Origin of the sequence: Variovorax sp. CF079 (genome assembly GCF_900101545.1) — a bacterium.
Taxonomy (GTDB): domain Bacteria; phylum Pseudomonadota; class Gammaproteobacteria; order Burkholderiales; family Burkholderiaceae_C; genus Variovorax.
In genome coordinates this window covers 52,095-72,057 of sequence record NZ_FMZU01000025.1, presented here as the reverse complement: position 1 = coordinate 72,057, position 19,963 = coordinate 52,095, and the positions used below count along the sequence as shown (strand labels likewise).

Sequence of the window (19,963 nt, the reverse complement as noted above, 5' to 3'; positions counted from 1 at the left end):
TGCTCATTCACGCACCTCTGCAAAAGCACGGACCGGGAAGGCTGCCGCGTCCCTCGCCTTCAGCGGGATGGAGAAAAAGCGGAACGCCGCGCCGTGCAGGCGCGACAGTCCGGTGAGGTTTTCCACGATGAGGATGCCTTGCCTTAGAAACCGGGTATGTGCTGGACGTTCTGGATCCTGCGTGGAGTCGACGTTCGCGCAGTCCACCCCAAAAAGGGCAATTCCTGCATTGCAGAGCCAGGTCACCACTTCATGTGAGACGAACGGGTGCAATCGGTAGGTCTCCGTTCCCCAATGGCGATCCCAGTCGAAGTTCACCAGCACTGCCCGGCCTGCGAGATGCTCGGGAAACTGCAGGTCTGTCAACCTCAGCTGCTGCCTGGGACCCGCGTGCCGGGCGTCGATGACGACGCCGTCCAGAATCAGGCGGCCGAGTTCGATGGAAGCGACATCGTTCGCGCCTTCGAAACGGTGACGCGGGGCATCCATCTTCGTGCCGACGGAGCTTTGGAATGCCACGTCAGAGATCTCGAACGAGGCCTTGTTCTCGTAGTGGGGGAGCGACTGCGCATGCGTCATGTAGGGTCGAATGTGCGCCGTGAGTTCGACTGTTTCGCCGTTCTCAGCCTTGAAGAGGACGCCGGGCATCCCGTCGTGGAATACGTGGGAGAGGTCGACAAACATTTGTTCATCCCCCGCTTGATTTCAGCGCAGATACCTCCGACCTGCTGGTGCGGCTCGCGCTCAGTGCCGGTCGTGAGCGCACCATAGTATGCAAGGGGCGGGCGGTCAATGGCGGTCGTTTCCATCCGCATCCGACTTGCGTTTGGCGCTGAAGCATGGATGCGCATCCAGTTCTTGTCCGTTCACGGGGGCCAACTGGATACCCCATACGCCCATACAGTATGTTCCGCATGTGCTCGCCATCATTTGCCGCTGCCGGCGAGAGGGGCAAAAGATGCACCCCGAGGACATCGAGGCTGACCCTGTGCCAGGCGAGCTGCTGGTGTATCGGAAGGGGATGAAGCGCGTGGCCGTGCTGGTGGGACTGGATCGGGAGAGCTACCTGATACCGCTGCTCGACAAGGTGACGCTGCTTCAACGCGCACGGCTTGCTGATCACCGGCACCGAAGTCCATCCGGCGCGCAGCGCCAAGGGCACGGGGCCGATGTTCCCGCAGACGTGGTGGTGCGAGATCAATCCGACGCGCAGAGCCAGGTCGCCTTCCCCTGCCGACGCGCGCCGGCGCGAGTACGAGCGCCACGCGCGCGAAATGGGCGGCGCGCTTCTTCGCCGGCCCGTGCGACGCGGCAAGTACGAACCTTGTAAGAATCCATGAATCAGCAAGATCTCCTTCGGGAATCGTCGACCCTGCTTCGAATGCCGTCGTGGCTCGGGCCGGACGTTCACGAAGAGCGCGAATTGCCGCTTGCGCCCGGAGACTACAAGGTCACGCCGGGCGAGCGCTGGACTGTGACTTCCTTGAAGACGGGCGAAACCATCTATCAGGGCGTGGGGCCGGTTGAGGTTCTGCGCCGACGTGCGCCGCCCTGAAACTCACAGAACCTCCCATCGCCGCGCAGATGAGCTGCAACGAGCGGGGTGCGGCTTTGTTTTGCAGATTCGCGCAGCCCTGAGCCTTCCGGTGGGTTAGCAGCGCGGCAGCTCCGACGCTGCGAGCATGCGTTGCCACAAGCCCAGCCACGGCTTCCAGTCATGCCCACCCGATGCGGTGAAGACTCGGCCAGGCGGCAACACCTGCGCAAGCACGCGGTGACTGGGCGCGAGGCTGTCGGAGAGCCCGTAGCCAAGGTAGAGGGGAGGTCGTGCGGATGCTTCACCCCGTAGCAAGACGCTCCGTACGCTGCGCCAGGCCTGCGGAGCGATTTCCCCGTCGAGGAGCGGGCCGGCCGGTGCCTTCCACCGCATCAGACCGCCGGCGCCGACGATCGCCTGGGTCATTTCCGGCTCACCGAGGTAGGGCGCGAGCGCCAGGATCCCGGCCACGTCTGCAGGGTGCGCCTCGGCATATCGCAGTGCGCCAAGACCACCTATCGAGATGCCCGCCAGCCAGATTGACCGGTAGCCCTTCACCTGCGCGGGCGCGATGACGTCGGTGCGCAGGCGCTCGAGGATGCTGCGGTCCCTGTAATAGCCCAGATGTGCGTCGGCGCGCATTACATCGACTGCGAGCCCGAGCGAGCGGGCCGCCGCGACGAAGCCCTCCCTCTCCAACTCGCGCAAATTCATGCCGCGCCCCGGCAGGATGACCAGGAGAGTCCGGGCATCCGCCGTGCAATTGCTCTTGTCCAGTCGCGTGGGCATGGGGACCACGGCGGCGCGCGGGAGATAGCTGCAGCCGGCCATGCCGGAAGCGGCGAGAGCTGCGCAGACCGCAGTCCACATGCCGAATCGCCGCCGAGTTGGACAAGGTCCATCCATCGCCATCAGGCTAGCAGAAGGTGATCGGTGAGGTTGCCCGACGGCGAGCGCTTGAACGAGTGACACCCATGTACCAGGCCAAGACGGAGAACCGCTTCGAAGGCCTCAATGAAGCGCAGCTGTACGCGCGCAGCCCTGCTGGCAATTCGACCAGGTCGGACCGCATGCTCGCTGAAGCGCAGTGCGGTCGCCGCAAGCCGATGGGCGTCCTTGGCGCGGTCGGCGCGGCAGGCACGCGGGTGCCGTGTCGCGCCATTTGCACAGGGATATCAAAAGACCCCAATGCTTTTTTGGAACGCATGCCGCCGATCGAGGCGCGCGATCACGGATCTGTCGGCCTTCTTTGCGTGCGGCGGCAAGCTGATCATTCGCGAGAACGCGGCCGATCGGGCCCAGAGCGCCTTGATGGGCATCGAGTACTACAAGGCGGTGGTGGCCCGGTTGGGCCAGTCGGCCGTGGACCAGTCAAGCTATGCGTGTCGCGTCTCGCAGCCATGCCATAGCGCTGACAGTACGGGGTGATGCCGGAGGCATGGCCGTTCAAGCGGCCATCGCCGCGGGGGAAAGGGACGAGGCTTCGGCCAAATTGGAGATTGGCTGGGTTCGCACGAATGCAGATTTCAACAAGATCGGCGTCGGCGGCCCCGGTGCATGTTGCCAAACCGAGGCGGCTCGTTGGCGTTGCCGGTGCTTATGCTCTATAACGATCTCGGCCCGAACGTGAAGTGGGGCACATTGTCCGCTTTGATCACCGAAACGCGCGATACCTGCCCGAGAGAGGATGTGTCATCCTCGGTTTGACCTTCAGCCGCCGGATGACTTGAAATCGACCCTGATGAATTTTGATCTTTGAGAAACTGCACCTCGCGGGCCCGGACCTGTCGAACTATGAACTGGGTGAACCCGTGTTCGTCTATGACCGGGGTCGCTTTCTTGGCTCGCTCGATCCGATCGAAGTCAGCGCCGACAGGTCGGATGTTCACGTCAGTCGCTTCTTGGCTTCGCCGGCTTTGGGCAGCGAGCAACGCAACTTCGGCCCGCTCTTGCTGGTCGAGGTCACTATGTTTCTGGCGGAGCGCTTCCCTAGCATCCAGACCGTGTGCTTTACTTTGACGCGGGAGATAGAGATGTATGGCGAGGGCATGATGGTTGCCGCAGCCCGATCCGACCTGTTGCGAAGCATCGGCGCCACGGACGTCCATGTTCGACCGAAGCCGGACTCGAGCAAGCCCGGCAACTTCGTGCTCCAAGGCGTTTGGCTGTACACAGAGGACAATCTTGTCGCTCTCCGGGCAGCACTGACTACCCAGCGTGCGCTCTATCGCGAGCACCTGAGCCGCGTTCGAGCGGACAAGCGTCCGGTTCAGCTGCTGCGCCGCTTGAAGCAGTGGTGGGCGCACGATGGTCACAGATGAGGTGGCGCGCCTTCGGGCAGTCAATCCGCCTTCGTGATGTCTCGTGCGCGCCGCTCAACCGCAAGGCCCGGATCGTCGCCTGAGCACTGGCGGGACCCCTGCGGATCTGCGTCCAGGACCCTGCGGGCGGGACGCGCTGCGCCTGTGCACCGGATCTGACCATGGCGGCCGCACAGGCCGCGCGCCATGGTCGCGAAGCTCATACTTGTGGGCTCAATCCCGTGGAGGTGCCCATGGCGGAGCTGGAGACCGAGTTCCACTACAACGGTCACGACGTTGCGATCACATTGGTCGAGCGAGAAGGGGCCTGGCATTGGTCGTATGTCATGGACGCCACGTCGCGCTTCGAGCTGCAACAACCAGGGTTGCCGTCGAGCGAAATGGCACACCTGGACGCGATCAGAGATGCGCGTTCGATGGAGAATCCGTCAATGGACCTCACCGACCACAGCCTCCCGAACCTGTTTCGTCAGCTTGGGTTGCCAAGCACTCAGCCCGAGATTGATTCATTCATCTCAAGGCATCGGCCCTTGCGCGGCGAGATCGAGTTGGCGGACGCTCCGTTCTGGACGCCTGGGCAAGCGCAGTTCCTGCGGGAAGAGATCGGCGAGGACGCCGATTGGGCCGAGATGGTGGATCAGCTGAACGCATTGCTGCGCGCGTAGCCGTTCGGCCCGTCGAACGCCGCGGGGGCACCGCAGAGCGGCACCACACCCTGAGCGGACGGGGGATGCCACAGCTGCCACCATATGCAATGATGCTGCGCCGGCGCAGGTTTTGTTCCGGCCCATCACCAGGAGAGACGCTATGGCAACAGAGATCAATCCGTTTGGCGATATGAAGAAAATGCTCGAGCAGTTGAAGATGCCGGGCGTCGACATGACGGCCATCGTCGAGGCGCGACGCAAGGATGTGGAAGCATTGGTTGAGGCCAACAAGGCCGCTTATGAATCCATGCAGGCCATGGTCCGCAAGCAAAGCGAAATGATGGCCGAGGCGATGCAAGTCATGCAGGAAGTTGCCAAGGGCGCTGCCAGCGGGGGCACAGACCCGGCAAAGCAAACTGAAGTGGTTCGCAGCGCATTCGAAAAGACGATCGCCGATATGAAAGAACTCGCCGAGATGGCGCGCCGCTCTCAGTCCGATGCGATGGCCCATATCACGCAGCGTGCCGCCGAGCACGTGGACGAGATCAAGAAAATGATGCAGCCCAAGTAGCGACAAGAACCCATGTATTTGTCTGTGACCCGTGAAATTCGCGATGAAGTCGATCGGGTTCCGGGTACGGAAGAGCCCTGTCGAAGTTCGTCGAGGCGGCGGTGCGCGTGTCGGTGTGTGGGCGCAAGGATCAAGCTGCCTTCGTGGAGTGAGCTCGCGCATCAATGCAAGAACGAGCGGCGAATATGTTGACGCGAGCGAGGTGATGCGCCGCCTTCGAGTGAGCCTAGATTCAGCGAAACCCAACAAGCGTTCCGTCCTCGGTGAACCGGCGCCGTTCGGTTGAAGCGAGAGGCACTGGACGATTTGGAGTCCTTGAGCTCCTCCTCCCAAGGCTCAGGACGACGATTGGCCCGACGCGCCGGTGGGCGCTCGATAGGGCCGAAGGGGCTCGGGGTGCGCATTTGCGCGGCGCCATGGCGTCCCGCTAAAATGGCTACGCGATACAACGCGTCTAACCTCAACTCATCGCCCGATTTCACCGTGTCCAAGCACTGGTCCATGCCGATTATTCCGACCTCCGCTGCCAACGAGCACCGGGGGCGAATTACGTTGGGCGGTTAGCCCCACTTTCGACCTCGACCTCCCAAGGCAGCGACTCACCCTCGCTGCCTTTTTGCTTTTCTGGACCCGAAATCATGTACAGCCTCAATCTTTTCAAGTCGTCGTTCGAGCTCGCGCAAGTGCACTCGGACAAATCCTCCTATCTCGCCCTGTGGGGCGCGCCCGCCACCGTCGATGCGCTACATCGCAGCCCCGGGGAGCGGCCGACCTTCCTCTTGCACGACGGGCCGCCCTATGCCAACGGTGCCCTGCACCTTGGTCACTTCGTCAACAAGACACTCAAGGATGCCCTGGTGAAGTTCAAGCGCCTGGATGGCTACTTCGCGCCCTATGTGCCAGGCTTCGACTGTCACGGGCTCCCCGTGGAGCTCGAGGTGGAGAAGCTCGGGCACTCCAAAGCCGACACGCGCGACTTTGTCGAGTCGTGCCGAGCCTACGCCGAGGGCCAGGTGGCCAGCCAGACAGCCGAGTTCCGCACCTTCGGCGTCGCAGCCGATTGGGAGCAGCCGTACCTCACGCTCGACCCCGAATTCGAAGCCGGCGCGTCGCGCCTCTTCAGCGCGCTGCCGTCGGTGGTGAAGCGTCTGCGTCCGGTGCACTGGTGCCCGGACTGCGCATCGTCATTGGCCGAAGCGGAGGTCGAGTACAAGGAGCGGGCATCAGACAGCGTGGTGGTCCTCTTCGCCCTGGAGGGACGGGAAAACACGTTCTTGCAGGTGTGGACCACCACGCCCTACACCCTGCCTGCCAACAAGGCGGTCGCATTCAATCCCGCCCTCGACTACGCAGCGGTCGAGGAGGGCGGCAGGACCCTTGTCCGAGCACAGCCGCCAGGTGAAGCAATGACGGGCGTGGCCGTCGACCTGCACGGCCTTCACGCGCGCAGCCCTTACACGGGCGACCTCGTGCCCCTGCTGGCGGCGGACTATGTGACGTCGAGCGGAACCGGCCTGGTGCACTTGGCGCCAGCCTTTGGGATGGACGACTTCCGAGTCGGAGAAGCTCACGGGCTGGGCGTTGAGCACTACGTCGACGAGGGTGGCCGCTTCCTGCACGGCGACATGGCGGGCATGACTTTGCGCGAAGGGTCGGACCACGTGCTCGAGCGTGTGGGCGATCTGGTGCACTCGCGCACGAGCCTCCAGCACGAGTACCCGCACTGCTGGCGGCACAAGCGGCCCGTCTTCTTCAAGGCATCAGAGGAATGGTTTCTTGAACTGGGAGAAGTGGGGCCGCGCGCCCTCGCGGCGTTGAAGGAGGTGCAGTTCGTACCGGAGACGGCGCGCGAGCGGCTTGGGAGCATGCTGCGGTCGCGGACGTCCTGGTGCTTGTCGCGCAATCGCCTGTGGGGCACGCCCCTTGCAGACCCGGGCAATGCAGTGGACGCCGCGCTGCTCGCGCGGGTGGTGGAGGAGGGCGTCGAGGCCTGGCAGGCGGACGGACCACGTCGCACCCTCGATGTCTGGTTCGACAGTGGCGTGACTCACGAGCTCGTGATGCGCAAACGCTTTGGCAGGACGGCGGACGTCTACTTGGAGGGCTCTGACCAGCACCGCGGCTGGTTCCAGTCGTCCTTGCTCACAGCGGTGGCCGCAGGCGGGCCGGCGCCTTACAAGGCGCTGCTCACCCATAGCTTTGTCGTGGATGAGCACGGCCGCAAGTATTCGAAGTCGAGCAAGAACTATCTGCCGATGGACGAGATGTTCAAGCGATACAGCCCTGACGTGCTCAGGCTCTGGACCCTGCAGCAAGACTTCACCAAGGAGCTGAAGCTATCCCCGCAGTCGCTCGAACGTACCGTGGAGCGCTATCGCAAGCTGCGTAACACGCTGCGGTTCTGCCTGCAGAACCTGGTCGACTTCGAGTTCAAAGCGCCCGTCGAGCTCACGCACTCGATGCATCGGCTGCAGCTCGTCAAACTCCAACAGCTCGTGGCCACGGTGCAGGCCGCCGCGGGACGCTACGACTTCGCAGGTGCAACGGCTGCCCTGATGCAGTACGCCGATGCGGTCTCAAGCGACTACTTCACGGCCGTCAAGGACGCGCTCTACTGTGACGCCGCGAACTCTGCCCGCCGGCGTGAAGCGCAGTTCGTGCTCGGCCGGGTGCTTGACACGCTCATGCGGCTGTTGGTGCCGGTGCTGCCATACACGGCTGAAGAAGTCTTCCAGTTGGTCCGCAAGCCCATGGGCTGTGCCGAGGCCTCGGCCTTGCTTCTGACGCTCGAGGGACTGCAAATGCCGAAGGTGGAGCGAGCTGTCGAGTTGCGGGCGGCCTACGAACAGCTGAGCGGTCTCAAACACCGGGTCCACCAACATGTGGAGGCGGGCCTGGCCAACGGTTTGAAGAGCGCAGCCCAGCTTGAGCTGGAGGTCACACTGCCTTGCTCAGAGGAGCTCTTCCTGGTGATGCCGGACGAGATGAGGGATTTCTTCGGTGTCGCGCGCGTCGGGGTGGCTGCGGGCACGTCGGTCGGGGTCCGTGTTCGCCGAACGAGCCGCGGTCTCTGCCCGCGATGCCGTCGACATGACCGGTTGTCGCTCTTGTCGGCGTTGTGCCGTCGGTGCGAGGAGGTTGGGCAGGAGCTCAAGGGCACTGCCGTCGAGCAAGGGAACTGAACGCTCGACCGTCAACCAGCTGTGCACCCGGGCAGCTATTGAGCGAGCGAGTCGCCGCGCAGGAATTAACCCGTGCACTTCTCTGCGCACACCAGCATGTTCTTGCCGAGAAATCGCTTGGAGACCAGAAGGTTCCGCAGCTTGAACGTGCCGCAGCGGAAGCACGACATCATGGATTCGGCGCGGGGGGTGTCGATGATGGTCCCGACGGTCTTCTTGACATAGCGGAAGCCGTCGTTGGAAAGCTTGTTCTTGGTCACGGAAGTCGTCATCACCAACTATTTTATCCGGGTCGTTCCAGAGTACCGACTGAGGCCCGCGACCCGCCCGGACATCAGGCTGTCGACTTCAGGCCCAGCTGTCCTAGGGCACCTTGACACCGGCCTCCGCTGCGAGCCGATGGATGAGCGCCACGATCCTTTCCTGGGCAACCTTGCTGACCGGCAACAACGAAGCCCGTTGGACCGCTTCATCGAACTTCACGATGCCCGACGCAAGCAGCGCACGATTGAAATTCCGGTCTTTCTCTCGGTTCGCAACGCACTTGGCCAAGAAGAGGTCAAGGGGGGCCAAGCGTCACGCCCGAGTCATCGACCACCAGCTGCAAGCGTTGCGATGGCGCGAGGGCCCGGTGGGCAGGATCCGCGGCTAGTCGACAGCGTTGCGGCCTGGCTCCATCCTTCGCTCGCCGCCCGGCTCGAGCGCGCCGGCGTGTTGACGCTTTTCGCTCTGGTCGAACGCATCAGGTGCCGGGTGTCGGCGAACTCAAGGCCGCCCGGATCCTGGACTGGCCAATAGGCCTTCCGCACGCCCCAAGCAGTAGTCAAACGATCGGTCGTACGCGAGCCGGTCGATCTTGTCGAACTCGTCATTCGCCAAGTCCTTGTAATCCCGCAGGCGCTGCAGGAATGCTTTCCCGTGCTTCACAAAGAACGGTCGCGCGACTTCAATCGCCTCCGGCTCCATGTCTGCGACGGCGCAGAGGTCGAAAAGGTCTCGCGCCTTGGCCAAGTTTCCGCGGTGATGCATCTTCTTGGCGACGATTTCCGCGCAGGATTCCACGCGTATGGTTCGGCCCTGGTACTGCACGGCGTCCCAGGCGTTGTCGGTCAGCGAAGTGCCCACGACGATGTCGATCTCGCCCGCCGGCAGGAACAGCTTTGTGTACTCTGCAGCCTCCTCGTACTCCGTGGTCAGGGCTTCGGCGACGTCTGTGAGGCGAGGGGAGAAGTGACCAAGGTACTGCGGGTCGGGCACAAACAGGTCGATGTCCTTGCTGAAGCGGTGATTCAGACGCAGCATGAGAACGGTGCCGCCACCGAAACTCCAGGTTGGGTTGCGCACTACATCGGCCAGGTGATCGGTAAGTTGCAGCGCTTGCGCGAGCAACTCTTGCCAGACTCCCGGGCGCGTGAAGTCTGGGGCACTCACGACCAGATTCCTCGTGTGCAACCCAGGGCAGCCGCCAACTGGCGCATTTTTTGCCACGTCGACCGGGGGCGCACACCGTCTTCTCGCTCGAGTTGCCTCGTGATGTCCGAAAGCACGCCCACCGGGGCCTCGTCCAGGAGCACCCTCAACTGCGGAATGTAATTCGGAGCAACAACCCCATGCAGGATGGCCAATCGAAGCGTTTCTGGCGGGATTGGATCGGTGTAGCTGACGCTCGCCGTCTTCGCAGCGATTTCCAATGCTTGGGAAACGTCATCCTTGGCCTTGCGCACACCGATCACACCCAACCCATAGCCAAGAACGTTGGCGAGCTGCTCTGCGTTGATAAGGCTCAGGTTGCCAATTTTTCCGGTTTCGAGTTGGTTGATGGTTACCCTGGAAAGACCGGCAAGCTGGGCCAGGCGCTCCTGCGTCAGGCCCATCTCGGCGCGCTGGCGTTTCACCAGTGTGGCGAGTTCGTTGAGGATAGGCATGGTGCAGTAAGTAAAATTTACTTTACTAAATGATAGTCAATATATTGATCAGAGTGTAGTTCAGGATAGTAAACAGACCTGTCGTCGCGTCGTGTGCGTGACAATCATCTTCGCGCATCCCAACCTCGACCGGAAGGTCAAGGTCAGTCTGCTGAGACGAGGGCGCACGGACTTAACGGGACGCCTCCTGGTAGCACCGCACAGCTTTCGCGGACTTGCTACGAGAGCGAAAGAGGAACTACGCGACGCCTTGAGCGCCTACGACAGCCATCACAGGCATGAATTCCCCAGGGGGAGCGACCTCTGCTATAGCCGGCTCTTTCGACCCGAGGCGTTTCGCCAAGGATGGTGCCAGCCGAGGCAGATGCCGCTTGGGCGATCTTCACCGCAATTTCTAAACCGGCGGAGCGCTCGCCCGTGTCGCTGGGCATGCAATGGGTCAGCGGTGCTGTGAGAAACGTTCGCAACAAGCGAGCTTGCTGACCCTTTCCCGACAACTCGCTTCTGGGAGGAGGCCATTTTTCCGGGTCGTTCCAGAGTACCGACTGAGGCCTGCGACCCGCACCGGACATCAGGCTGTCGACTTCAGGGCCAGATGGGCTAGGGCACCTTGACACCGGCCTCCGCTGCGAGCCGATGGATGAGCGCCACGATCCTTTCCTGGGCAACCTTGCTGACCGGCAACAACGAAGCCCGTTGGACCGCTTCATCGAACTTCTCGATGCCCGACGCAAGCAGCGCACGATTGAAATTCCGGTCTTTCTCTCGGTTGGCAACGCACTTGGCCAAGAAGAGGTCAAGGGGGTCCAAGCAGAGTCCGACCTTGCCGTTCGTATTCTGATTCTGAACGCGCACGAGGCGCTCGCGCCACCCGATGGGCAGCTTCGAGGTGCTCTCGAATCGACACCCTGGGCGTAGTAGCCGTACGTTTCATGGAACAGGGAGCCCTCTCCGAGATTGCCATCGACAAGGTCCGATAGCCGCTTCTCATCGTTCATCGGCAGCACGTCTGCCTCGGCCGACATCGTGCAGACCTCAGGCGAGTGCGCAATCGAGCCCAGAATGGACTGGCTTCCGACGATGATGATCTCGTACTCGTTGGTGACATCAGCCGCCGCGCGGATGATGTGCTCCAAGTCAGCCTTCTGCACTGCTCAGCTCTTTGAGGCCTCGAACCTTGGAGATGATGTCAAGGCGGACATCCTGCGGAAGCACCGTCGACAGCGGTGAGGCTTGACGCAGCTCACGGGCTTCTTCTGAAGTCGCCGGATGATGAAGAGTCCGGCCGCGCCGTCGGACACATTCAGCGCTGCGGCGCTCGCCCCGGCGATCAGGGTTCCGTGGATGTCCTGCTGCACCTTGGTGATGCGCACCCCATAGCTGCGCTCGATCAACGAGTAGACAGGGGTCTTGGGCGACTTCGTCATGCCGACGAAGATCGCACCCGATTCCTTGTCGGACTTCGTACTTGATCGGGTCGGCGTTCATCGGGATTTCGATGACGACGTTGAAGGCTTCGGGAGCGTCTTTGCCGGGGGAGACTTTGTCGAAGGGCATGGGTTGTTGATTGATGGGTCGGCGACCTTCCACGCAGGATCGAGGTGAACGCGCGGGCATTTTGTCGAGAGGTTCATCGGTCGGGCCGAAGGCCACGTCGACCGTCTCAGTTCCTCTGGGCCAACTGCTCCAGAATCGCCGGGTTCTCTAGCGTAGACGTGTCCTGCGTGATGGTTTCGCCCTTGGCGACGGAGCGCAGCAGCCTGCGCATGATCTTGCCGCTGCGCGTCTTCGGCAGGTTGTCGCCGAAGCGGATGTCTTTGGGCTTGGCGATTGGGCCGATCTCCCTGGCGACCCAGTTGCGCAGTTCATTGGCGATTTTCTTCGCCTCCTCGCCGCTCGGGCGGGGACCCTTCAGCACGACAAAGGCACAGATCGCCTCGCCCGTGGTTTCGTCGGGGCGGCCGACCACCGCGGCTTCCGCAACCAGATCGGTGCAAGACACCAGCGCAGATTCGATCTCCATCGTGCCCATCCGATGCCCCGAGACGTTGAGCACATCGTCGATGCGGCCGGTGATCGTGAAGTAACCCGTCGTTGCATCGCGGATGGCGCCATCGCCAGCGAGGTAGTAGCCCTTGAGCTCGGGCGGGTAGTAGCTCGCCTTGAAGCGCTCCGGGTCGCCCCAGATCGTGCGAATCATGCTCGGCCAGGGCTTCTTGACCACCAGGATGCCGCCCTGGCCGTTGGGCACGTCGGCGCCCGTCTCGTCGACGATTGCCGCGGCAATGCCCGGGAAGGGCAGGGTGCAGGAGCCCGGGACCAGCGGCGTCGCGCCCGGCAGCGGCGTGATCATGTGGCCGCCGGTCTCGGTCTGCCAGAACGTGTCGACGATCGGGCAGCGGCCGCCGCCGATGTGCTGGTGGAACCACTCCCAGGCAGCGGGATTGATCGGCTCACCGACCGAGCCCAGGATGCGCAGGCTCGACAGGTCGTAGCGCTTCGGATGCACCGCCTCGTCAGCCTCAGCCGCCTTGATCAGCGAGCGGATGGCAGTGGGCGCGGTGTAGAACACGCTGACCTTGTGGTCCTGGATCATCTTCCAGAAGCGGCCTGCGTCGGGATAGGTGGGCACGCCCTCGAACACGACCTCGGTTGCGCCCAGCGCGAGCGGGCCGTAGGCGATGTAGGTGTGGCCAGTGACCCAGCCGATGTCGGCGGTGCACCAGAGCACATCGTCGTCCTTCAGGTCGAAGGTCCACTTCGTGGTCAACGCCGCGTGCAGCAGGTACCCGCCGCTGGAATGCTGCACACCCTTGGGCTTGCCGGTCGAGCCTGAGGTGTACAGCACGAACAGGGGATGCTCGGCGCTCACCCATTCGGGCTCGCAGGTCTCGGCCTGGTTCTGCATCTCCTCTTGCAGCCAGCGGTCACGCGACAGATCCCAGGCGATCTTGCCGCCTGTGCGCCGGTAGACGATGACGTCTTTCACCGCCTCGCAGCCGCCCAACGCGATGGCATCGTCGACGATGGCCTTGAGCGGCAGTTGTTTGCCGCCGCGCAGCTGCTCGTCGGCGGTGATGACCATCACTGCGCCGACATCCTGGATGCGGTCGCGCAGGCTCTGCGCCGAGAAGCCGCCGAAGACCACCGAATGCGTGGCCCCGATGCGCGCGCAGGCCTGCATCGCGACCACCCCCTCGATGCTCATCGACATGTAAATGACCACGCGGTCGCCCTTCTTGACGGCGCGCGCCTTCAACGCATTGGCCATGCGGCAGGTGCGCGCCAGCAGCTCGCGGTAGCTGACGCGCGTCACCTGCCCATCGTCGGCCTCGAAGATGATCGCCGTCTTGTCGCCCAGGCCGCGCTCGACCTGACGATCGAGGCAGTTGTACGAGACGTTCAGCGTGCCATCCTCGAACCATTCAAAGAACGGCGCCCGGCTGTCGTCGAGCCCCTTGGTGAACGGCGTCTTCCAGATCAGGAACTCGCGCGCGAGGCGCGACCAGTAGGCGCTGTGATCGGCGTCGGCCTCGGCTACCAGCTTGTCGTAGGCCGCTATGCCGGGCACATGGGCGTCCTTCATATCTGGGACTGGAATCGGATGGGTCTTTGTTTCGTTCTCGTTCACGGTAGATCTCCTGTGCAGCCTTGAGCTAAGACGTCCAATGGACGGGGTTGATTCATCGGTCCGCGTGGCTGCTCAGCCACGCTGCAATCGCTGCGGGACTGCGAAAGTCGTCGCAGGCGCGAGCCGGAACGGTGGGGCAGCGCTGATTCCACATGCGCGCCAGCGCCTGGCCCGGACCTATTTCCAGCACGCAACGCACCTGCCGGGCCATGACGTTCTCCATGCATTCGTCCCAGCGAACCGTTCGAGCGATCTGGGCGGCCAACGCAGCCCGGCCCGAACTTGCATCTCGGATGCGGTCCGCCGCATTGCTGAACAACGCGACTTGCGGCGCGTGGAACGGCACATCCGCCAGCGTGCGCGAGAAGCTCTCTGCCGCCTCGCGCATCCAGGACGTGTGCGATGCCACATTGACCCGCAATCGCGTGCACTGCGCGCCAGCGGCCACGGCCATGCGTTCGGCGTCTTCCAACGCGACCAGCGGGCCGCCGAGGATCACGTTCGGGCCGCCATTGCGGATGGCGAGTTCAACGCCGGCCTTGACGCGCAGCCGCTCGAGCTCTGGCTCGGAAATGCCGCTGATGGCGAGGAGCCCGCCGGGCACACGGGCGGCGCATCGATCCATGGCCTCGGCCCGCAGCGGCGCCAGGGCCGCGGCTGTGGCGGGCTCGATCACACCGGCCGCACTGAAGGCCGCCAGTTCGCCCACGCTATAGCCGGCCACTGCCGCTGGCGACGGGATGATGAGTGGCGCCAGTTGACCCCAGGCCGCCAAGGCGAGGCCCGTCAGCAGCGTCTGCGCGTTGTCGTTGCGCTCTGCCCAGAAAGGATCCGCGAGGGCACGCCGCCAGTCGTCGATGCCGAGGCGCGCGCACGTGTCGCGCACGCGTTCGTCGTCCGCCAACCAGGGCAGCATTGCAGGATGCTGGGTTCCCTGGCCGGAAAAGAGCAGAGCAAAGCTCATCGGCTTGAACACACGCGAGTGATCCAGCAGGCCGCGGCGAGCGTGTCTGCCGCGCCACCGGGCGACAGTCGCCTCGCGACAAAGGCTTTTGCAATGGCTCTCGCCTCCTGAATGCCGTCCGGCCGCGCAATGCCCCCTCGATCCAGAAAGCCGCGCGCAGCACGCTGGGCGTGGCGCAGGCCGTCGAGGCCGCCGCGGTGCGCGAGATTGCTGTCGTCCAGGACGGCCATGATGTGGAACAAGGTGTCGAGCCGAGCCTGTTGCGACGTCAGGCCGCGGGCCAGCGCGACCCTCAGCGCGGGTAGCGCCGTCTCGAACAGCACCGGGAACGCCAGCGCCGCCTCTTCGGACGCGCTGCGCAGGCCGTGACGGCGTGCGGCGATGCCCCCGGGCAGGGTGGGCGGGCGTCGGCTGCGCATGGCCAGGGCATCGCCCCAGTCCCGGCGCAACGCATCACGCAGTTGAAGTGGATGCGACGCGCCGCCGTGCTCACGCAGGGCGGCGCCCGCCGCGGCGCACAGCAGGCCGAGCATGAAGATCGCGCCGCGATGCGTGTTGATGCCACCGGTGGCGGCGAGCATGCGTGCTTCCGCCGCAATACCGTACCGTTCCAGCACGACGAAATCTACGCCGCCGAAGCCGGCTTCGGCGATCTGGGCGAAGTAGCGGCGCAGCGCGAACAGGCTGCGCATGAAGGTGTGCGCGTCCATGTCCTCGTGGCTGCCGCGGTCGATCAGTGTCACCAGTCCTGGCTTGGGTGTCAGCGACAGCTCGTCATACAGCGCAAGCGTGGCCGCGCGCCCGATCGCCGCGGGCGTGAGCGGCGGGTCGGGTTGCAATGAGAGCGCAGCGGTTCTCATTCGGCCAACTCCGCCGATGCGGCATGTTCGCACCACGCGGTGTCGCGCTGCAGGGTCACGCCGTCCAGTCGCTTGACCAACACCGCCCGCGCGTGTCCGGCGCGCCACGCGGCCCATTCGCGCCACGCCACCGCCGCGCCGTCGCCGAACACGAGCTCGCCGTCCAGCCGGGGCCGTGTGGTGCCGAAGGACTGGAGCGCACGCGTCACAGCATCCCCGTGCGCCGCTCCTTCGACCGCCAAACACATGTCGAGATCGGAGTCTGGCCGCACGTGATCGAGACCGCTGATCGCTTGCCAGCCGTAGCTTCCGAAGACGCGCGCTGCCGCATGGCACGCGTCGAGCTCGTCACCAAGATCGCTCACCGCGCGTCGCGCCGACGGCGGCAGCAGCCCTTGGATTTCGGCAAGGCGCGGGAACTCGTCAAGGCCAAGCACCGCAGCGCGCGGCACCTGCAGCGCCAGCCGACGCTTTTCCCAACGCTCAGGCGACGGCAGACCCAGTGCGATCCATCCGTTGGCGGCGGCGTCGATTGACTGACGTGTCACCACCAGCGGCAGTCGATGCGTCGCCCAATGCGTCAGGCAGTCGCGCGCATGCCTGTCCCAGGGCCGGGCGAGGACGGCGGACCACCCAGCCTCCGAGAGCCGGGCGAGTTGGTGGCGGCGCAGGAAGACCATGGCGCTTGCGACGGTCAGGCGGCCTCCAGCACGCGCTGCACGACGGCGGCGGCAAGCTGGCGTCCACCGCGCTCGGCGCCGTCCTGCGCGCGCCGATCTTGCGTCGGCGTATGGGCCAGCGCATCGTGCAGCGCGGCCTGCAGGTCTCCCTCCCACAGCGCACGCACGCCCCCCATCGCCACGTAGTTCCGCACGCCCGGTGCGAACACCGGGTTGGACTTCGACAACGCCGTGAGCTTGTCCTCTGGCAGCTTGGTCACGCGCGCCATGGCGGGAATACGCATCACCCGGATCTCGGCATCCGGCAGCGCATAGCAGGCGTCGGCAATCAACCCCGAGGTGATGAAGCCGCCGGAGAGGGCTTGGTCGTACACCAGGCCGATCACGCGGTGGCCGCGGCGCCGCGCCAGGTCGATGCTCGCGCCGAGGTGCGCCATCGCACGGTTGATGCCGAGCAATTCATCGCGTCGGCGCAGTTGCTGACCCTGGGTGTCGATCAGCAGCAGGATAGGCCGACCTGCGTGCTGCGTGATGGTGTCGAGCACCACTCGGGCCTGCGCAAGCGCGAGACGGACCCCGATCGGCGCATGATTTGTAGTGCCGATCACTGTGAGCGGTTCGCCTTCGAATATCACCTCGCCCTGTAGAAAGTCGCCGTCCGCGCGCATGCCGTGGTATGAGCCGAAGAGCTGGGTGACAAGGGAATTCCATTGCATGTGATGCTCCTCGGTTAGTAAGCGCGCAGCGCGCGCACGGCATCCACCGGAAGCTGCGGGACCCGCTGCGCGTCGGCGATGCCGAGTGCGCTCCAGAGCAGCGTCGCTTCATCGCGGCCGACCGTGTCAGAGGGCAGTGCGTGCAGGCGCGCCGTGAGCAACGCGTGCTCCTGCTCCAGCGCCGCCAGGGTCAATGGCCTGGACGCATCGATCGCCGCGACAGCCGCCGCGCGGAATTCCGCGACGTCATCTTCGACCAGCGCGTCGCAGTCGCCGGTCAGCCAGCGGTGCTTGCCGCCGGTCGTGCGCCAGACCAGCGCACGGTCGCGCGAATCGAATTCCTCCACGCCGTGGGATGCCTCGATCACCTCGGGCCCCGACATCGCCAGGCGCCCCGCATCGCTCATCACGATGTGGTCGGCACAGCGCGCCACGATGCCCATGCCGCCGAAGCAGCCGTTGGCGCCACCGATCAGCACGATCACCGGGATTCCGGCGGCACGCACGTCAAGCAGTGCGCGCATCACTTCCGACACTGCGATCAATCCGGCATTGGCCTCGTGCAATCGCACGCCGCCTGATTCGGCCAGCAACAGCACCGCCGCCGGCCGGTCGCGCAGGGCGCGCTGCAGCAGTCCGACCAGTTTGGCGCCGTGGACCTCGCCGACGCCGCCGCCCATGAACGCGCCTTCCTGCGCGGCCACGAAGACCTCGTGGCCGTCGAGCGTCGCGCGGCCGATCGCCACGCCGTCGTCGAAGGCCGATGGCACGCCGAGCTGCGCCAGGTGCGGGCTGGTGACCCGTTCGCTCGGTGGCAGCCACTCGTGAAAACTGCCGGGGTCGAGCAGCAGCGCCAGCCGCTCGCGCGCCGAGCATTCGGCATAGCTGATCATGGCTTGCCTCCGGTGATCTCGGCTACGGCCTGGTCGAGCCGCAGGCTCACCACCGCGGGCGTGGCGCCCATGTCGTTGATCGAGACGCGCACGCCTGCCAGCGGATGGCGCGCGTGGAAGTCGTTCATCACGGCCTGCCAGATCGGCCCGAAGCCGCGCGCGGAGGTTTCGACACGCACCGCGCAGTCATTGCCGTCGGCGGGCTCGAGCATCACCTCGAGGTTGCCGGAGCCGACGACGCCGACCAGCACCGTCGGGAAAGCGCCGGCCGGCCGGCCGCCGGAGAAGAAGAAGTCCAGGGTTTCGAGCCCTGCGGGAACGTCGCTCATTGTCGAATCTCCTGTTACCAGTTTCTGAAGCGCTTGGGCGGCTGGTACAGCCCGCCCGAGGCGCGCACCAGGTCGCGCATGCTGCGTGCGGCCAGCAGGTTGCGCGTGGCCTGGCGGGGGTCTAGCCCCAAGTCCTGCGGCCGGCGGATCACGCCGCGGTCGCGCAGGTTCTCCACCGCGCGCCTGTCGCGCGCCAGGCCCACCGCGGTGTAGCCGGCCACGCCGCGGATCGCCTGCTCGCGCTCCGCGTCGCTGCGGCACAGCAGCAGGTTGGCGATGCCTTCCTCGGTGAGGATGTGCGAGACGTCGTCGCCGTAGATCATGATCGGCGGCAGCGCCATGCCGGCCTGCTCCTGCAGTGTCCAGGCGTCGAGCTTTTCGACGAAGGCCGGCTGCATGTGCTCGCGGAAGGTCTCGACCATCTGCACCACCAGCTTCTGCCCGCGCGGCGTGCCGGCCGCGCCGCTGCGCCCGGCACGCGCCTCGCGCCCGGCCTTGAGCCAGGCGGGGCTGGCATGGCGCCGGCCGCGCGCATCGGCGCCCATGTTGGGCGCACCGCCGAAGCCGGCGATGCGACCCAGCGTGGCGGTGGAGCTGTTGCCGTCGAGGTCGATCTGCAGGGTCGAGCCGATGAACATGTCGCAGGCGTAGTGCCCGGCCGCCTGGCAGAACGCGCGGTTGCTGCGCAGGCTGCCGTCGGGCCCGGTGAAGAACACGTCGGAGCGCGCGCGAATGTAGTCCTCCATGCCCAGCTCGGAGCCGAAGGAATGCACCGATTCGACCCAGCCCGCCTCGATCGCCGGGATCAGTGCCGGATGCGGATTCAACGCCCAGTGCTTGCCGATCTTGCCCTTGAGGCCGAGAGATTCGGCATAGGTCGGCAGCAGCAGCTCGATGGCGGCGGTGTCGAAGCCGATGCCGTGGTTCAGACGCTGCACGCCGTACTCGGCATAGATGCCCTTGATCGCCATCATCGCCATCAGGATCTGGACTTCGCTGATCTGCGCGGGGTCGCGCGTGAACAGCGGCTCGATGAAATTGGGGCGAGGCGCCTTCACGACGAAGCTCACCCAGTCGGCCGGGATGTCGATCCGCGGCAGCGTCGTGGTCTTGCCGTCGACCCATTCGTTGACCTGGGCGATCACGATGCCGCCCGAGAACGCCGTGGCCTCGACGATGGCCGGCGTGTCCTCGGTGTTGGGGCCGGTGTAGAGATTGCCTTCGGCGTCCGCCGCTTGCGCCGCGACCAGCGCGACCTTGGGCGTCAGGTCGACGAAATAGCGCGCGAAGAGCTCGAGATAGGTGTGGATCGCGCCGATCTCGATCCGGCCGGCCGACACCAGCTTGGCCAGGCGTGCACCCTGCGGCCCCGAGAAGCTGAAGTCCAGCCGGGCGGCCACGCCGTTCTCGAAGATGTCCAGATGCTCGGGCAGCGCCAGCACCGACTGCACCATGTGCAGGCCATGGACCCGCAGCGGATCGACCTGCACCAGCGCCTGCGCCAGGAAGTCGGCCTGCTTCTGGTTGTTGCCCTCGAGGCAGACGCGGTCGCCGGGCGAGAGCACCGCTTCGAGCAAGGTGGCGATCGCTTCGGTATCGACGCGCTTGCCGGCGAGCCGCGTGCCAAGTGCAGCGGCCGCGCGCGCCAGCCGGGCGGCGCGGTCGTTGGCCTTGGAGGTCCAGGATCTGGAGTTCATGGGAGTCCGA

General features: G+C 64.9%; 24 protein-coding genes. 9 read left to right on the top strand and 15 right to left on the bottom strand.

Annotation, left to right across the window (positions count from 1 at the left end):
* Positions 1-3: 3 nt before the first annotated feature.
* Positions 4-684 carry a cyclase family protein gene (locus tag BLS74_RS28335; RefSeq protein WP_093110467.1) on the bottom strand — a complete coding sequence of 227 codons (681 nt, stop codon included), beginning with the start codon at positions 682-684 and terminating at the stop codon, positions 4-6.
* 428 nt (positions 685-1,112) lie between these two features.
* Here BLS74_RS28335 and BLS74_RS28330 point away from each other — a divergent pair, with 428 nt between their 5' ends.
* Together BLS74_RS28330 and BLS74_RS28325 are read left to right on the top strand one after the other, a co-directional pair.
* Positions 1,113-1,340: a hypothetical protein gene (locus tag BLS74_RS28330; protein ID WP_093110466.1), complete on the top strand. Its 228-nt coding sequence runs from the start codon at positions 1,113-1,115 to the stop codon at positions 1,338-1,340.
* On the top strand, positions 1,337-1,555 hold the full coding sequence (locus BLS74_RS28325) for a hypothetical protein (RefSeq protein ID WP_093110465.1): 219 nt from the start codon (positions 1,337-1,339) through the stop codon (positions 1,553-1,555). The genes BLS74_RS28330 and BLS74_RS28325 overlap by 4 nt, the downstream gene beginning before the upstream one ends.
* Before the next feature lie 96 nt (positions 1,556-1,651).
* Here BLS74_RS28325 and BLS74_RS28320 read toward each other — a convergent pair whose 3' ends face one another.
* Entirely contained in the window at positions 1,652-2,326 is a 675-nt protein-coding gene (locus tag BLS74_RS28320; RefSeq protein WP_244504050.1) for an alpha/beta hydrolase, read from the bottom strand.
* A gap of 185 nt (positions 2,327-2,511) precedes the next feature.
* On the opposite strand from BLS74_RS28320, the gene BLS74_RS34055 reads away from it, so the two are divergent.
* From BLS74_RS34055 to BLS74_RS28295, 5 genes are all read left to right on the top strand, one after another.
* Positions 2,512-2,946 (top strand): hypothetical protein, encoded by a 435-nt coding sequence (locus BLS74_RS34055; protein WP_170855745.1) that lies wholly within the window; start codon positions 2,512-2,514, stop codon positions 2,944-2,946.
* A gap of 402 nt (positions 2,947-3,348) precedes the next feature.
* Positions 3,349-3,858, top strand: coding sequence for a hypothetical protein (locus BLS74_RS28310; protein ID WP_170855744.1), 510 nt, complete (start codon positions 3,349-3,351; stop codon positions 3,856-3,858).
* Positions 3,859-4,289: 431 nt separating this feature from the next.
* A complete protein-coding gene (locus BLS74_RS28305; protein WP_093110540.1) occupies positions 4,290-4,523 on the top strand; it encodes a DUF2789 domain-containing protein in 234 nt (77 codons plus the stop codon).
* Between the two features lie 142 nt (positions 4,524-4,665).
* A complete protein-coding gene (gene phaP / locus BLS74_RS28300; protein WP_093110462.1) occupies positions 4,666-5,076 on the top strand; it encodes a phasin family protein in 411 nt (136 codons plus the stop codon).
* A 638-nt stretch (positions 5,077-5,714) separates the two neighbouring features.
* On the top strand, positions 5,715-8,258 hold the full coding sequence (locus tag BLS74_RS28295) for an isoleucine--tRNA ligase (RefSeq protein WP_093110461.1): 2,544 nt from the start codon (positions 5,715-5,717) through the stop codon (positions 8,256-8,258).
* A gap of 65 nt (positions 8,259-8,323) precedes the next feature.
* Here BLS74_RS28295 and BLS74_RS28290 read toward each other — a convergent pair whose 3' ends face one another.
* Positions 8,324-8,518 (bottom strand): hypothetical protein, encoded by a 195-nt coding sequence (locus tag BLS74_RS28290; RefSeq protein ID WP_139191765.1) that lies wholly within the window; start codon positions 8,516-8,518, stop codon positions 8,324-8,326.
* Between the two features lie 103 nt (positions 8,519-8,621).
* Entirely contained in the window at positions 8,622-8,831 is a 210-nt protein-coding gene (locus BLS74_RS35280; RefSeq protein ID WP_093110459.1) for a hypothetical protein, read from the bottom strand.
* A gap of 42 nt (positions 8,832-8,873) precedes the next feature.
* Between BLS74_RS35280 and BLS74_RS35275 the strand changes: the two genes are divergently transcribed.
* On the top strand, positions 8,874-9,056 hold the full coding sequence (locus BLS74_RS35275; protein ID WP_244504056.1) for a phage integrase family protein: 183 nt from the start codon (positions 8,874-8,876) through the stop codon (positions 9,054-9,056).
* Here the strand turns inward: BLS74_RS35275 and BLS74_RS28275 are convergent.
* The gene (locus BLS74_RS28275; protein WP_093110458.1) at positions 9,024-9,689 is read right to left on the bottom strand and encodes a nucleotidyl transferase AbiEii/AbiGii toxin family protein; all 666 of its coding nucleotides are present in this window, start codon (positions 9,687-9,689) and stop codon (positions 9,024-9,026) included. The genes BLS74_RS35275 and BLS74_RS28275 overlap by 33 nt on opposite strands.
* Complete coding sequence (locus tag BLS74_RS28270; protein ID WP_093110457.1) at positions 9,686-10,183, bottom strand: helix-turn-helix transcriptional regulator; 498 nt, start codon at positions 10,181-10,183, stop codon at positions 9,686-9,688. The genes BLS74_RS28275 and BLS74_RS28270 overlap by 4 nt, the downstream gene beginning before the upstream one ends.
* Positions 10,184-10,819: 636 nt before the next feature.
* On the opposite strand from BLS74_RS28270, the gene BLS74_RS34620 reads away from it, so the two are divergent.
* Complete coding sequence (locus BLS74_RS34620; RefSeq protein WP_170855743.1) at positions 10,820-11,101, top strand: hypothetical protein; 282 nt, start codon at positions 10,820-10,822, stop codon at positions 11,099-11,101.
* A 219-nt stretch (positions 11,102-11,320) separates the two neighbouring features.
* Here the strand turns inward: BLS74_RS34620 and BLS74_RS35270 are convergent, their stop codons facing one another.
* The 9 genes from BLS74_RS35270 to mdcA form a co-directional block, all read right to left on the bottom strand.
* Positions 11,321-11,740 carry a hypothetical protein gene (locus tag BLS74_RS35270; protein ID WP_244504049.1) on the bottom strand — a complete coding sequence of 140 codons (420 nt, stop codon included), beginning with the start codon at positions 11,738-11,740 and terminating at the stop codon, positions 11,321-11,323.
* Between the two features lie 106 nt (positions 11,741-11,846).
* Positions 11,847-13,814, bottom strand: a complete 1,968-nt coding sequence (gene acs / locus BLS74_RS28250) for an acetate--CoA ligase (protein ID WP_093110456.1) — start codon at positions 13,812-13,814, stop codon at positions 11,847-11,849.
* A gap of 52 nt (positions 13,815-13,866) precedes the next feature.
* On the bottom strand, positions 13,867-14,778 hold the full coding sequence (locus BLS74_RS28245) for an acyltransferase domain-containing protein (protein WP_093110536.1): 912 nt from the start codon (positions 14,776-14,778) through the stop codon (positions 13,867-13,869).
* Positions 14,775-15,638, bottom strand: a complete 864-nt coding sequence (gene mdcB / locus BLS74_RS28240; protein WP_093110455.1) for a triphosphoribosyl-dephospho-CoA synthase MdcB — start codon at positions 15,636-15,638, stop codon at positions 14,775-14,777. The genes BLS74_RS28245 and mdcB overlap by 4 nt, the downstream gene beginning before the upstream one ends.
* Positions 15,635-16,318, bottom strand: a complete 684-nt coding sequence (mdcG, locus tag BLS74_RS28235) for a malonate decarboxylase holo-[acyl-carrier-protein] synthase (RefSeq protein ID WP_093110454.1) — start codon at positions 16,316-16,318, stop codon at positions 15,635-15,637. The genes mdcB and mdcG overlap by 4 nt, the downstream gene beginning before the upstream one ends.
* 14 nt (positions 16,319-16,332) lie before the next feature.
* Entirely contained in the window at positions 16,333-17,034 is a 702-nt protein-coding gene (mdcE, locus tag BLS74_RS28230; protein ID WP_093110453.1) for a biotin-independent malonate decarboxylase subunit gamma, read from the bottom strand.
* A 14-nt stretch (positions 17,035-17,048) separates the two neighbouring features.
* Complete coding sequence (locus BLS74_RS28225; protein ID WP_093110452.1) at positions 17,049-17,927, bottom strand: biotin-independent malonate decarboxylase subunit beta; 879 nt, start codon at positions 17,925-17,927, stop codon at positions 17,049-17,051.
* Positions 17,924-18,256, bottom strand: coding sequence for a malonate decarboxylase acyl carrier protein (mdcC, locus tag BLS74_RS28220; RefSeq protein WP_093110451.1), 333 nt, complete (start codon positions 18,254-18,256; stop codon positions 17,924-17,926). Before mdcC ends, BLS74_RS28225 begins: the two co-directional genes overlap by 4 nt.
* Before the next feature lie 14 nt (positions 18,257-18,270).
* Positions 18,271-19,953 carry a malonate decarboxylase subunit alpha gene (gene mdcA, locus BLS74_RS28215; RefSeq protein WP_093110450.1) on the bottom strand — a complete coding sequence of 561 codons (1,683 nt, stop codon included), beginning with the start codon at positions 19,951-19,953 and terminating at the stop codon, positions 18,271-18,273.
* Positions 19,954-19,963: the final 10 nt, after the last annotated feature.